The sequence below is a fragment of the Pleurocapsa minor HA4230-MV1 genome (genome assembly GCA_019359095.1).
In the GTDB taxonomy this organism is placed as follows: Bacteria; Cyanobacteriota; Cyanobacteriia; order Cyanobacteriales; family Xenococcaceae; genus Waterburya; species Waterburya minor.
The window spans coordinates 498,323-512,930 of sequence record JAHHHZ010000036.1; the positions used below are offsets into that span (position 1 = coordinate 498,323).

Here is a 14,608-nt window from a genome sequence, read left to right on the forward strand (position 1 = left end):
TTTGGCATATTTCAGTACTAACGCCAGAACTCATCGAACTGGGCAGTACCGTCGCCAAAAATAAGTCCGCTACCTTCAATCACTTTGCCATCGCGCCAGCGCAGGATATGAACGACATCAATAGCTAACTGTCTGCTTTCGTCTCCAGCACGATGTCCAGTGTTGTGTCTGATATCTGCGGAAGTGTCTCCAGTAATGAGAACTCTGTCCCAGGACATTTGGAAACTGTTGTCGGTGAGGAATCCTACCTTGTCCATAAATGCCAGGAACTCATCTAAGCCGCTTTTCAAGCCTGAGACTTGATTGTGTCCTGGAACTAACCAGGTCATATCTTGATCCCAATACTCCTCAATTTTCTGTCTGTCTCCGCTACCCAGTACATCGTATGCTTCCCTGACCCGTTGTTCAGTTAGGCGGAGCGATCGCTGTTGATTGGAAGTGGCTATTCCTGCTCTCATCATTTCTTCAGTCATCAGTACTCCACCTTGAACTCCCCAAGCACCTGCTTGCACTTCATCCACTAGGGCATAAGTGTAAGGACGAACAATTTCACCCATGACATTAGCAAGGGTATTGCTTAATTCCTGAACAATCTCACCTTTTTGTTCTGAACTGGCGAAGTCTTCTAAGAGGGTGACACGAATAATAGGCATTTGAACTTCTCCTGATTTTATTTGTGTTTTAAACTGGGTAACTGTTAGGCTAGGCGGTCGGGGATTGGTTTGAGAGCGTAGACAGCGTTGAAAAATTGATCGACTGTATGTTGATCGCTAATGTAAACTTGAACATCGGCAATTTTGCCCTCACGGATATGGTAGTGAGTACAGTTAAGGGCATCTAAAACCGCGCCGTTACTTTCTCCATGCCCACGGTGGACTTCGACAACCGTGCTTTCTCCCCAAGCATCAATACCGCTGAGATCCACTTGGATACCTGCTTTATTCAACTGCTCAAAGAAAGCAATCACTTCATTAGCACCATTTTTAGTTCCTGCTAAGGGGTGATGCCCAGGTAAACGCCAGATGAGGTCGGCAGCAAAGATTTCTTGCCGAATAGTGTCCATATCACCGCGATTAAAGCATTCGTACATTCTTTGAATGAGTTCTACATTTGGATTTGCCATTTTTCTGCTCCTTGTTTTGTGAGTAATTAAACTTGTTACTGTCCGCATTTAGGACTAACTAGACTGCCTGGTACTTCGTTGCCGATCACTAGATCGATTAGGAATGGGCCATTATGGAATAGTGCTTGAGCGATCGCTGGTTTGATCTCTTCTGGTGTCTCCACCCGCACGGCTTGCACTCCCATTGCCCTTGCTAATTCGTCAAACTGCAAAGCTGGTTTGCACAGATCGAAAGAAGCGGGAAATTCATGTGGCTCGATCTGCCGTTCTTGCCAATACTGCAAAATATTCAGTTTGAGAATGCGATAGCTACGATTGTTGCAGATCACAAATTTAGCGTCGATGTTATGGCGGGCAGCCGTCCACAACGCTTGAATGGTATACATTGCTCCACCATCACCTGTAAAACCGATCACTGTTTTGTCTGGATGAGAGAGTTTGATGCCAATTGCCCCAGGAATGCCTACACCCAGAGAACCGCCCCGCGTCTGGAAATAATGCCCCAGGGTCGTCGGTGGAATATAGCGACACAGCTCTTCAGAATGAGTGAGTGCCTCATCGAAGACGATCGCATTTGGTGGTAAGTGTCTGGCTAATTCTTCGGCAAACTGTGATAGATGCAGCGGTACAGAGTCATGCACGGCTCGATCGGCAGCAAACTGCTCACTCATTGCCTGCTGTTTGATTTCAGCAATTTTAGTGGTTCTCTGACCAGCCATTCGCTTTTGCTCAGGGGTGAGAGTTTTGGCTAATTCTGCCCCCAGCTTGGCAAGGGTTGTTTTGGGATCGCTGACTAAGCCTAAATCCACAGGAAAGTTCTTGGCGATCTCATAAGCATTCAAATCGATGTGGACGATCTTGGCACCAGGAGCAAACACATCCGACAAAGCAGGAAATACTTCGGGGAAAACATATGTTCCGCAAATCAGTACGACATCGGCTTGGGATGTTGTGCGACTGCTAACTTCGCCAAACATATGCCCCAACAGCCCGCCATATAGCGGATGGGTAGCATTCATATTTGGTTCGGATGAATCAGAACCCCAGACTTGTGCGCCAATCAGTTCGGCGACGTGGGTTAATTCTGCTTGGGCATCGGAATAGGCTATGCCATCACCAACGATAACGAGTGGTTTTGTTGCCTGAGCTAGCATGGTTGCAGCTTGGGCGATCGCCTCTGGTTCGGGAGCAACTCTTGTAATGGGGATCGAAGTGTTTCCCACTTCTTCTTCATTGACAGCATCCAAGACATCCATGGGTAAGGAGACAAAAACGGGCCCCATCGGCGGAGTAGCAGCAATTTTGATCGCCCGTCGTAATACCCGCAGCAACGAACTAGGATGAACTACCCTGGTTGCCCATTTGGTAACTGGTTTTGCCATACTCACTAAGTCTGCTGCCATTTGTGCATCCATGGCATCGTATTGAAGGCCAGATTCACCTGCTAGTACGACTAGTGGTGCATGACCGCGCATTGCTTGATAGATCATGCCAATACCATTACCTAGACCAACACCGCTATGGAGTTGGACGATCGTTGGTTTTTTAGTAGAGCGAGCATAACCATCTGCTGCTGCCACGGCGATCGTTTCTTGTAATGCCAGAATGTATTCAAACTCTGGATAATAATCTCTGAGTGCATCGAGAAATCCTTCTTCCGATGTCCCAGGATTGCCGAACATATAGCGGATGCCATCTGCTAGTAATTGTTCGATGATTGCAAATCGACCATTTCTTTTTTCCATGATTTTTTTTTTTAGAAGAGTCTCGCGCAAAGACACAAAGGCGCAAAGACGGACGCGAAGTTTATCCGAAGGTGTATACCGCAAGGGTACTAACTCCGTGTCGCCCTTTAGGGAATCCTTTAGGACAAAGGCGCAGAGACAAGGACACGCTGTTACTGGGTAGCATTTAAAAGCTACGAACAGTATTTTTTTGTGCTTCATGCTTTCAATCAGCAACGCCTCTTTCACTACTAGGTCGTCAAATTCGTTTTGAGTAATGAGTAATGAGTTTTTAACCTACTACCTATTACCTATTACCTATTACCTAATCTCAACCCATCAATTCAAACTTGACGATCTACTACCAGCCGTATCTGGTTAAACCTTGCTCTAAGACTTCTACTACTTTTTGACCCGTAGCATAAGAGTCTGGAGTGGAGCGACCTGTAATGAAGGGGTAATCGACAATCACTGAGACTTCACGCCCCACATTGCCGTGGAATTGTCCTTCAGGGCCTGTGGCGTCCCGCAGGATGTACTCTAATGGATAGAATGGAGGGCCAAAGTTAATGTTACCGAGACTAGGATCGACGTTAGTTCCCATAAATCCCGTACCGTCTTTATAGTCATATTCCAAACAATGACCTGTAACGTGCTTACCCCGAATAATACTTTGGCGATCGCCAAGATCGCGAGCAAAGGCAAGACAAGGAACTCCATAGCACTCAGCAGCAATGGGTTTATCCATTTGATAGAAGTTGAGAATCAAGTCATGCACTCTCTGGTTGTTGACCAGATCTACCATCGGGCCACTACCGCCAACGATTAACATGGAATCGTATTGACTGAGTTCTTGTTCGCGGATTTCTTGAAGTGTGCGATAGTATGCTTCCATTTCCCGCAGGAATTTCGCAGAACTCCAGTAAGGTCTTTCGGGCAACCAGTCTCTTAAACTTTTGGGATTATTTAAGCGGGGATTACTGGGGTCATCAATTGCTCTGACTTTCTCTGCCATTTCTTGAGAAACTACGGGACGACCTAAAGGCGGATCGACAAATGTGGCATCCATACTGACACTGATTGCGACTGGTCTTTTGCCTGTGGGAGTGGCAAACTCAACTTGATAGCCAGCAGCATCGAAGGTTTCGAGGGGGCCAATTAATTCTTCGCCCCAATAACCCCATTCCGATAGTATGATCAAAATCTTTCTAGTCATTGGTAAGATCTCCTAATTACAATAAGTGGAATCTTGAATAAAAGCTCTAAGCTTTAAGCTTTAAGCCTTGTTCTTTAAGGACGATTTGCTGTGCGATCGCATCGATAAAGGCATTTACATCGCCTCCTGAGTGTCCTGTCACCATATCCCCGTCAACCACAATATTTTTGGGGTCGTTGGGCTGGGAATCAACAGGGGGGGGTACGTAAATTGCACCTGCATTGGTGATGTCTGCTAAAACAACTTGGTGACAAATTACTCTTCGCCCTTTGAGTAACTCTGGCATTGGTGTCAACAGCCATAATCCATGACACAGCAAGCCTTTGATAATTTTGGGATTCGCCATTGCTTTAGCGAAGAATTGGACGGCAGGAGCAGTGCGAGTCTGTTCTGGACTTATTGGCTGTCCTTCTGGGGGTTCAAAGTAACGCAGGCGTACACTGGTGTAGTTAGCTGCCATGATCACTGCCGCATATTCATTAAGATCTACATTTTGAAAGTCAATGTTGACTTCGATGTATTCGGGAATTTCTCCATCTACTTCATCGATATCGGAGACAAAGCGCGCAGATGGATTTGACCATAACCGAGACATTAAATGTACGGTTGCTCCCAGTTCGGGAAAGCGTGTTTGATAGGTTTTAATTTCTTCAGGAATAAATTCAGTCTCGACGAGTACAGCAATTTTCTTCCCTGCTAATATTTGGGTAGCCATTTCTTACCTGCTAATAGTTCAACGAGTTCAGCTATAAAGGCTTGAGTTCTACAACAATCTCTGCCTCTGAACCCAACTGGAATTCTTTTTCGCTCAAAGTAATGCGGAAGTTATCAGGATCGAATGAGTCTCGTTCACCGCCATCGATGTTGATGCGGTTGACTTGTAAAGTATTGGGTCTGACAAAATCAGGTAAGACATTTAGCGATCGCTGACGGCAATTTTTATTCGGTTTGAAGTACAGGCAGAAAGGTTGTTTCGTTACGTAGGAGCTAATATAAATATGCGCTAGATAATTTAGCTCGAAGGCATGATAGCCAGAAATGGCATGACCGCCTTTGTTACCATAACCACCTTCAATTACTGGCATTCCACTTTCGGTAACGCGGAAAAAGATTCCTTTGCTGTCTTGGTCGAGAAAGAATAAATTCCAAAAAGCGGCTGTCTCTTGAGCGAGTCGCAAATACTCTTGCTTTTGTTCTTTACTCTCATTACTGCAACCATGCAAAATTAAGTAGGCGAGGAGAGCTTGTTCTTGCTGCCAAAAGTCTTTGGTATTGCTCCAAGGAAATTCGATGGGGAAACCGTTGGCGGGGTTGCGCTCTAAGGTATCGAAAATACCGCCTCGAAATAGATCTACCCCAAGATCTGCCATGGTAGTGCCTAATTTGTCTGCCAGCTTCATCAGATCGTCGGCTAATTTTTTCGATCGCTCTGCCTCTTCACAGTCTTCAGCCATAACTTTGTCCGCCGAGAAGTAGTAGTAATTGGCAACACGAGTCAAGTTCCAGGCAATCTTTAAGTTGTGTCCGACTACAGCACGATTTCTTTGCCAACGCCAATCATGTTCGGGTTCCCAGTTGCGGAAAAATCGTTCGTTTACAAATGGCACATTCTCGTCAGGATCGGGAAACTGCTCGATGATAATTGTGCTGGTGGTACGGAGAATTTTTTTGCAGGTTTCTAAAAACTTTTGCATCTCTTCATAGTTGCCATCAGTGATTGGCAGCGGTTCGAGTGCAATCATCAGATTAACTAGATAAGCTGGAATATGATCGCCAATGGAATTCCAGTTTTTCCGCCCGTGGTTATCACCCAAAGCCTCACTATCCCAGCTTAAGTTTGCATAATCGAGGTGAGAAAAGTAATCCCCAAAAGCATCCTTGCCATACTTCGATTCGAGATCGAGATAGAAATCGTTAAAGGTGCGAATTGTGCGCAGGATATCATCGAGGACTTCCCAATCAAGAGTAATGCGATAGTATTGAGCGAGTCCAGCCAACGCATATATTTGTTCGTAAAGGGGAATTGTGCCGCGATCGTCGTCATTTTGAGAAGTCATGTATAGTTGATAGCTATACTCGGTTTTACGCTTACCAGATGCCCAAAAGCAATGTTTGCCATCGCTGGTTAAAGAGCGAAACGTTTCCCGTTGATATTGAACTCCTGCACGAGCAGCTGAGAGATAACTTTCAGAACCAGTCAGCAAGTAAGCTGAAGATAATCCGTAGATTAAGCGAGATAGGGTCGAACTTTCCTGAATATTATCATCCGTACGTAAACCAATAATATTTAAGTTGGTCTGATAGAGTCTAAAGTCATCAATTTCATAGGTGACTTTATTCGGGAATAAAAAGCCGAGCCAAGTGTCGGATAGTCGAGCAATTTGGGTCAACCACCAGTGATTTTGCTCGAACAAAAATTCTCCATCAAATGCTTGCAATAGGTGAACACTAATTGCATCTAAACGACGATTAGCACCATCTTCTAAATAAACACCTTCGACGGCAACTAAGCGATCGCTATGAATATATTTTTTGATTAACTGTGACGGATTTTGGCTAAAATCTTCAGGATTTGGATAGCGATCGCGATCGATACCATCCAAATTTTGCATAGACTGAAATCGGGTTTCTCTGGCAACATGGATCAATAATTCATCGCCACTACGGCATTTGATACTAAAGGCAGAGTCCTGTTCTTTAATCTCAGTCACATAACCCATCAGTGTCGTACTTTGAGTAAATTGTCTCATGGATTTATTTTGTTAGATACTTCTCTACTTATGGTCAAACTTATGACTAATTGTCTGCTAATTATCTATTTAAGCCAGACAAAAATAGCTAGAACTTATACGACCATTAACAATTAATTTAAATCATTAAAATTGCCATGCAAGTAAGTTATTTTTATTCAAACTTTTAGACAATTAATTAACTTGTTTAATCTAAATTGATTGTTTTTTTAAGTCTAGGAAATTTGTCTTTGACAAACAAGGGACATTCTTTTGATTTGATCGGTTTTTTTTTCGATGTTATTTGTAAATTTGTAAAGCTTTGAGCTAGTAAATTTCCTAAAAAAGAAAGACCTCATAGTTCCTAGCTATTTACCTATTACCTATTATCTATTACCTATTACCTATTACCTATTACCTAATTGTCTATCGCTAATTTTGTACGGCTATACTATCTCTTCTCTACTAACTGTGCGCACAGTCGATCTAAATCTCGATCTTGCTGCTGCACGATTAGCCTTGCCACCTTTTCTAGCTCGGCAATATTTTCTGGAGTTGTCACGTCAATATCATCATTAGCATCATTTAATAGTCCTTGAAAGCGATAGTAACGCTGAGGCTCGTCCTCGCTTTCTGGTAACAACTGCTCTAGCTGACAAGCTACTGACTCACTCTGACCATCTAAAACTATACCCATTAGCGATCGCCCCCAATCGAGGCAACCCCAATTTTTAATATTATCGTAGAGATACTGCCGTGTCAGCGAACCCGTACCCAGGGAAACAACCAGAATATCGTCTAGCTTGAGTGTTTCTTTGGTTGCTTTTTTGTGGGAAATAATTGCTTCTAGCGTTCCTAGGGAAGTAGGATTATTAGCAAAAACACCTCCATCAATGAGTGAATAATAACCGCTATCGGTGGCGATCGTCTCAACTTTGTAAGGAGCGAAATAAGTTGGCGCAGCCGAGGTTGCCATTGCTGCTTGCTTCATCGTGTAACCATCGCATATTTTACGAAAATTACGTCTTTCTTCTGTTTGAGTTTGCTCGTTACTAGTAAAAAAGATTGGCATTCGTAATTCAGTGTCATAGCTAGTAATAAAAACTTCTTTAAGTGCTTCTTTCATTAAAGTCTCTCCGAGAAATTCTGTTAAAACTTCTTCTCTTCCAGTTGATGGAAACTTGGGCCCGCGTAGACTATTGATATCGATTTCAGGTAAGTCGATCGCTTGAGGCAAATTCTGTAAAAGGTTGCGAAACTGGTTGTAAACTTGTTCTAATGATTCATCTAAAAATGACTCTTGTTCGTCAAAGATGCGTCTGCCATGATTTCTATAAAGCTCGACAATATCTTTAGCTGTATAAAAAGCGATATTTGGTTGCACTGGATTTGGTTTAGTTAAAGTAAGAGCTACTAGCCCTCCAGTCGAAGTTCCAGCAATCATATCGAAAAGTTCCGCAATTCTTTTGCCTGTCCGCTTTTCAATTTCAACTAAAATAATTGCTGGAATGATGCCGCGAATACCACCGCCATCAATTGATAAAAGATTAAATTTGCAATTCATAAATTTTACCTAATTATTAGTATTTGCTAAGCAAGATGCTTTGTTCGATATATAGCCATAAGTAAAAACATTAGGACATCTTTGAAATACTATTTCCTATTTTCTATTTCCTACTTCCTATTTCCTAACCGTCACTCTAGGCAAAGATGACATTACAAATTTCTTGCACCACCTGCCTACTTTGCCAATAACTACCATGAGCATTACCACCTTGAATTAGAGCTAAACCTGTTTGGTTTAAAGGTTGTGTCAAAAAGTCGAATCTTCCTGCTTGACGAGTAATTACATCTTGAATATCTAAATATTTTGCATCACCATCCACTAGACCACTCATCAGTTGTTTAAGTGGGTAAGCGAGGGGATCGGCAGGATGAATATAGTTCCTCCAAGGTAGCTTTTGGTGTTGTCGCGCTACATAAAGATGCTCTAATAGCTTCTGAAGACAGGGGGTGATATCGTGTCCGCTAGGGGAACTAGCACCATCTTTCCCTGGTACGATATCCGTAAGACTAAAAATTGCGATCGGCGATCCCATAGTATGAATACTGGCAAGTTTAATACCGCGATCGCGAGTATCGGCATCTGTGCCAGATACCCCAAATATGGCATCACGAATTGTCATTACTTCTTGATGTCCAGGTACAGTTGGCTCATCCCAACGAGTGGCGAATAAGATGTCAAATAAAATTACAGTCCCCCAACTATGGGTGACGACGTGCAGGCGATCGCCTGGCTCGTAATCAGCAACTATATTAAGAGCATCCATCTTGAGCTTCTTGACAACCCTAGAACCTACGTGACGACTAACGTAGAGAGCTGCATCTCCAGCAAACTGAAGAATTTGCTGCGAGCGGAATTTTCTAAACCAGAGTCCTTCCCACAGGGGAGAAGCTTGCAGTTGTGCTAAAAGTGAATTTTCAATTTCAACGTTGAGATCGCCCCAATAAAAAGCTATCTTCTTCAAATGGCGATCGCTATCTAAAGTAGATGCTTGCAGACGCTCAAACAGCGGATCGGCATATGTACTTTGCTCGTGTGCCTGGCGGGTGTTAACACCATGTACAAATAGAATGTAGTCAGTAGCCATCACGATACCTCTCTACTCTTACAGTTGTTTTCATTTGAATAGACTACGTTTTTAATTGGTTAGCTTTTAGCTCTTAGCTCTTAGCTAATTATTAGGTTTAATTTATATAGCAATCCCAAATGAGATAAGAAATTTCTACTACCTACTACCTAAAAACCAATCAATGTCCTTTCATGAATCAAATAGGACTGCTATATGGTCTACTCAACTGAAAAGCGCAGGAATTTAAATCATAAAAATTGCCACGCAAGTAAGTTATTTTTATTCAAACTTTTGGACAATTAATTAACTTGTTTAATCTAAATTGATTGTTTTTTTAGTCTAGGAATTTTATCTTTGATAAACAAGGGACATTCTTTTGATTTGAGCGGTTATTTTTTCGATGTTATGTTTAAATTTATCAAGCTTCGATCTAATAAATTTTCTTAAAAAGAAAAGGTTCAAAACCTCTTCGTGCTTAAAGCTAATAGCTAAGAGCTAACAGCTATTGACGATATAGCAGCCTCCAAGCATGAGGGGTTGTACCGTTAAGCCGACGAAATAGACGAATAAAATAGCTTGAATCAAAATAGCCTACTGACTCCGCAATTTGATTCACAGGGAGATCGGTTGCTAGCAGTAGGTGGCGGGCCTCTGTCATGCGACGCTCGACAATCCAGCTGCCTACGGTTTTTCCAGTTTCTCGCCGAATCAGATCGGTTAGGTAAGCAGGAGAAAAGTTAACTTCCTTAGCAACTTCTTGTAAACCAATAGAATTACGGAAATTGGTCGCGATGAAAGATAACACTTTTTCCACTACTGGAGAACCTTTTTTGGTCGATCGCTGAGTAGAAGATTTGTTTGATTTGGATAATTGTGGTTCGCTGAATCTAGCAGTTTCAATGAGTAATAGCATCAACAGGGCGCGTGCTGCCTCGATAAAACTAAGTTCTTGATTACCAAGTTCGTTTTGTAACTGTCCAAAGAGGTCTAACCATCGCGATCGCTCTTTCTCTGGAATGTAGAAATGTTTAATTTTAAGGTTATTGATTGGTAAAAACGACTCGATTACTCGATTAGGGAGCATTAAAAATATATTGGCATCAGTGTATGCTGGGTGAAGTGCTTCGGCTTCAAAACCAACAATCCATTTAGTAGCGCGATCGAGACCACTGGGATCGTGAACCTCGCCAGGAGCGATTAAAAAAAGATCGCCAGATTTAGCCCAAAGCTTGCGATCGCCTATCATGTACCAGCCTTCACCTTCTTCAAGGAAAAATAGTTCAAAAAAAGAATGTGCATGAGGACGTGAAGATTGAGTATCCGAACCTGTAGAGCGAAATACTGTTATCTTGGGAGCGCTATCAAGGATTTGGTTAGATAAAGACAGTGTTCGTGGTGGTGGCGCAACGTAATTAGCTGACAGTATTGTAGTATCTTTCTCGAACATGATTGGATTTTTCATTGTTTTTCTCCTTTTAGGAACTGATTTAATCGTCAAGATTCAACTTGGTCAAAACATTCGCTAAATATCACGAACTTATTCCTAGCAAATATCATCTTGAATTCGGGTAAATTGGGAATTGAGCAGCTCGTAACAAAGAAAAAGAATAACGAATACAAATAGCTTACTCTGGAGTGCGATCGCGCTTCGCTTAGCCTTTGGATCGCGCGGGTCAACATTTAGTTGCCATTTTTCCTGTTAAAAAGCTTACTTTTTCCAGGAAAAAGCTCAAATAGTTTTGATAATTCTCCTTGTTTGTATTTGATAAATTTACCTGCTTTTATAGTAGTTTTACTTCTAGTCTCTTAATCTCATAAAACTCATAGAAAAACTCATGAAACAATATGTATAGGAATACTAGACAATGTTAGGACGTTTTTTACTACTACCTATATGCGAAGCGGTATGCTAAAGCATTTGCCCTAAAGGATTCCCTCTGGTCACGAAGCTTATCCTTTAGGACTAGCTGCGCGTCGCCTTTTAGGACTACCTACTACCTACTACTTACTACTTACTACTTACTACTTACTACTTACTACTTACTACCCATGTTCAATCACTAGACATTCCCCAATCTTCTCGCCAAAGCTTTTTAAGCTCTTGAATTTTTTTCTTGGTTTTTATTGCTTTCCAGCCGTCTTTAATAGCTTCTTTTTCTTTTTTAGTTAACTTCCAAGAAAAAGGTGGTTGATATTGACCTCCTTGACTGTAAAATTCTGGTGCTTCAGATTGGGAAGGGAAGAAAATCGAGTAGTGTCGAATGTCTACCTGTTCTTTGGGGTATTGTTTTTGCAGCATTTCTACTTCTGTTAAGTTTCGCGTCGCCATGATTGGATCTCGAACTTGGAAAAGTGTCAGTAATGGTGCGATTGTCGCCATGAACCAGCCTTGATGCTCTCTAATTTCTTGATTTAACTCAGATTGAGGAAAAGCGTTGATTTGTAACAAGAGAACTCTTTTAATGTTTAGTCCTTTTTTAAGATCTAGCCATTCATTGAGCCATTCAACTGTGGTCACAAAACCAGAACCGTCGACATAACCGCCATCAGCCACATGGTATTTGGGATCTAGAGCAAGATCGTTGCAGCAAATCGGTGAGACATAAGGAAAAGTTGAGGATAGTCTGGCAGCCGTGACGATATCAAGATCATGGTCACCATAAAGACGATTGAAATCCAAATATTTTTTCTCAGAGGATTCACTAAAAGTCATGGGCGTGACTAAAAAGCGATTACCATCTTCAACCAAAGTCGCGTTGAATATAGGAATGGGGATTTCACCTTGCAGAACTTGCGATCGCCAGGTGGCTAAAGTTTTCTCTTGATTCGGATTTTTCATTTCCCCTTGCCAGTCTGTTTCTACGGCAATTCCGCGATCGCTAATTTTAGGACTCAAAAGGGAGGGAAGGATAGGCAGTGCAATGATTCGCCACAAATCTGGATAAGCCAAGCCCCAGCCAGTAGCGTCCAAACTATCTCGGGTAGCACTATTAAAGATGTTTTCTAGTTCTGTATTTTCTGGATAACCTTTAGAGCCAAAGCGATCGAGATAGTACATTGTCCCTACTGCACCACCTGAGACAGCACTAATCAAACTAATTGCTTTAGTAAAGGAAGTTCCTAACAATTCCTCGTGCTGTAAACCAGTCAGGACTTCAGTTATCCAGCCTGCTGCTTGAATGCCACCACCACTAGCACAAACGACTACTAGAGTTTTTTCATGGCTTTGGTGTTTGAGGCGTTGATGGATGACTGTTTTAAAGTCTTTTAACTGCGGATCTTCACTTTTGTTCTTGAGAATATCTTCTTTAAGCTCAAAGAAGTGATCCACTTTAAATAGCCAATACATAGCAGCAGAGATCAGCAACCAAAAAGACAAAACAGAAACGCGAAAGTAATCAAAATAAAAGGTAAAACTGCCTAAAAAAAGTGTTCCTGCCGAAATTAGCAGCATGACATATAAAAGTGCAGGGGCTTCACGCTGACTAGAAATTGGGCGCGGTTTAAAGGCGATAAAAATAAACAGATAAACTAATAAAAGAACTAAAAAGAAAGCAAAGGCATTAAGATGAGCGGCAGTAAGTTCGCCAGTTATGGGATTGACATAACCGTTGGTAGAATGTTTTGCCAATAAGAAAACAAAAGCCAGATATAACTGATTGAAGAAATCATTGCTGGCTAACCAAATTCTAATCTTGTCAAAAGCGATTAAAAAACACCCGCTAGATACTAAGCCGATTAAAAGTCCCGTCCATCTTTGGTGGTTGAGTTCTTCTTGAGATAAGTCAGTGGTAGCTATCCAAGTCGGTAAGGCTAAAGCGATCGCCAGAACATATAACCATGATTCGGGTATTTCTGATAGTTCTGGCAAGTCAAAGCGAGCGGGTGCATTATGAAGTATGGTGTAGGCAACAAATATTACTGCTATACCTGCTGCGATCGCACCCAGGATTGTAAAAGCTAATTGCCAGATACCACGCAGGACAAATAAATTCTTGAGCATCGCTGGTAAGAAAAACTTGGCGATCGCGGGTAAACTTAACAGCAATAAACCCGTTACAATTGGGACGCGCAAGAAGAAAACATATTGCCAGAAAGTAGCAGGAACTAGCAGCCAACCAGTGAGCAAAACTAGCACTAAAACAGTCCATACAATTAGATTTAGAACAATTCTTTTCATCTTCTAAAATTCCAGAGTGAAGTTAGAGATTCGCGTTCTTCCGTAGTAAACTTGCGCTAAATAAAAGCCAGGAGCAATCTGGCGCATTTCCTCTCTAACTTTCTGAAAGATAAACGAGGTTTTGGAGTAGTCCAAGATAATTGCTTCTCCTTCACAAAACCAGCCATTTTCTGTATAGATTTCACCTTTGAAGGCTTGAAAACCAAAGGGAGGAATTATATTCAAAAAGTACTTTTCTTCTCGATAAAAAAACTTTCCCCGCCAGAAAAACAACTTACTCAGAAGTGCCAATATTTTCACCAAGATCGTTCCAGCACCAATAATAGCGATACCTTTACTTTCTCCATCAGGAATTTCACCCACTGAACCCTGTTTGTAGAGTTCGTCTATTTCAGCTTGTGACATATTTAATAAATCACTTGGTTTTGGAGTTGTTGTTGTCATTTATTGATCTCCTTGTTGTTTAATATTTGATTGTTATTTAGATCTAGGCGCAAAAATTAATTCTTCATAATGTTCAATTAATCCTTTCCCCTTTCTCCTTTCCCCGTTCCCCTTTACTCAATCAAGGTTTATTGGACTTGTGCAAGAAGCTTATTGTTGATTCTGTTGATTTGTGTCGCAGTGCTAGAGTTAAAAGGATTGCTTCGGCGATGCCAATAGTTAAATCTCCAATACCCAAAGTTACAAATCCACTAGGCATATAACCAATCGAAACACCAATAAAAAAAGTTGTGGCTGGAATTAAGCGAGCAGCAATTAAAAGCCAACAATTAACTAAATAGCGATCGGGATCTTGGGCAGCAGGAATATAAAAACAACTGAGTAATACCAAAAGAACTGAATAATTAAACAGCCAAACAGTCGAATTGCTCTCACCCAATTGAAAGAAGGTAATTAATTGTTCTGGAATCACAAAAGCAAAAATTGCATAAGTAAAATTGATCAAAATTCCCAACCAAACGACGCGCTTAAACCAAACAATGTATGTGTTCATATGTGT

Annotated in this window: 12 protein-coding genes; all 12 read right to left on the reverse strand. The window is 41.7% G+C overall.

The features are described 5' to 3' along the window. Nucleotides 1-17: 17 nt before the first annotated feature. On the reverse strand, nt 18-653 hold the full coding sequence (locus KME09_26230; GenBank protein ID MBW4537439.1) for a nuclear transport factor 2 family protein: 636 nt from the start codon (nt 651-653) through the stop codon (nt 18-20). A gap of 44 nt (nt 654-697) precedes the next feature. Continuing rightward, nucleotides 698-1,123 carry a nuclear transport factor 2 family protein gene (locus KME09_26235; protein ID MBW4537440.1) on the reverse strand — a complete coding sequence of 142 codons (426 nt, stop codon included), beginning with the start codon at nt 1,121-1,123 and terminating at the stop codon, nt 698-700. Between the two features lie 35 nt (nt 1,124-1,158). Beyond that, nucleotides 1,159-2,868 carry a thiamine pyrophosphate-binding protein gene (locus KME09_26240; protein MBW4537441.1) on the reverse strand — a complete coding sequence of 570 codons (1,710 nt, stop codon included), beginning with the start codon at nt 2,866-2,868 and terminating at the stop codon, nt 1,159-1,161. 340 nt (nt 2,869-3,208) lie between these two features. Next, nucleotides 3,209-4,063 (reverse strand): type 1 glutamine amidotransferase domain-containing protein, encoded by an 855-nt coding sequence (locus KME09_26245; protein ID MBW4537442.1) that lies wholly within the window; start codon nt 4,061-4,063, stop codon nt 3,209-3,211. Between the two features lie 46 nt (nt 4,064-4,109). Then, on the reverse strand, nt 4,110-4,778 hold the full coding sequence (locus KME09_26250; GenBank protein ID MBW4537443.1) for a DJ-1/PfpI family protein: 669 nt from the start codon (nt 4,776-4,778) through the stop codon (nt 4,110-4,112). 31 nt (nt 4,779-4,809) lie between these two features. After that, nucleotides 4,810-6,813 carry a hypothetical protein gene (locus KME09_26255; GenBank protein ID MBW4537444.1) on the reverse strand — a complete coding sequence of 668 codons (2,004 nt, stop codon included), beginning with the start codon at nt 6,811-6,813 and terminating at the stop codon, nt 4,810-4,812. Nucleotides 6,814-7,243: 430 nt separating this feature from the next. Then, a complete protein-coding gene (locus tag KME09_26260) occupies nt 7,244-8,356 on the reverse strand; it encodes a patatin-like phospholipase family protein (protein MBW4537445.1) in 1,113 nt (370 codons plus the stop codon). Nucleotides 8,357-8,492: 136 nt separating this feature from the next. Beyond that, nucleotides 8,493-9,443 (reverse strand): hypothetical protein, encoded by a 951-nt coding sequence (locus tag KME09_26265; protein ID MBW4537446.1) that lies wholly within the window; start codon nt 9,441-9,443, stop codon nt 8,493-8,495. A gap of 484 nt (nt 9,444-9,927) precedes the next feature. Next, complete coding sequence (locus tag KME09_26270) at nt 9,928-10,887, reverse strand: AraC family transcriptional regulator (GenBank protein MBW4537447.1); 960 nt, start codon at nt 10,885-10,887, stop codon at nt 9,928-9,930. 591 nt (nt 10,888-11,478) lie between these two features. Next, the gene (locus KME09_26275) at nt 11,479-13,605 is read right to left on the reverse strand and encodes a hypothetical protein (GenBank protein ID MBW4537448.1); all 2,127 of its coding nucleotides are present in this window, start codon (nt 13,603-13,605) and stop codon (nt 11,479-11,481) included. A gap of 3 nt (nt 13,606-13,608) precedes the next feature. After that, nucleotides 13,609-14,049 carry a hypothetical protein gene (locus KME09_26280; protein ID MBW4537449.1) on the reverse strand — a complete coding sequence of 147 codons (441 nt, stop codon included), beginning with the start codon at nt 14,047-14,049 and terminating at the stop codon, nt 13,609-13,611. 121 nt (nt 14,050-14,170) lie between these two features. Beyond that, on the reverse strand, nt 14,171-14,602 hold the full coding sequence (locus KME09_26285) for a hypothetical protein (GenBank protein MBW4537450.1): 432 nt from the start codon (nt 14,600-14,602) through the stop codon (nt 14,171-14,173). Nucleotides 14,603-14,608: the final 6 nt, after the last annotated feature.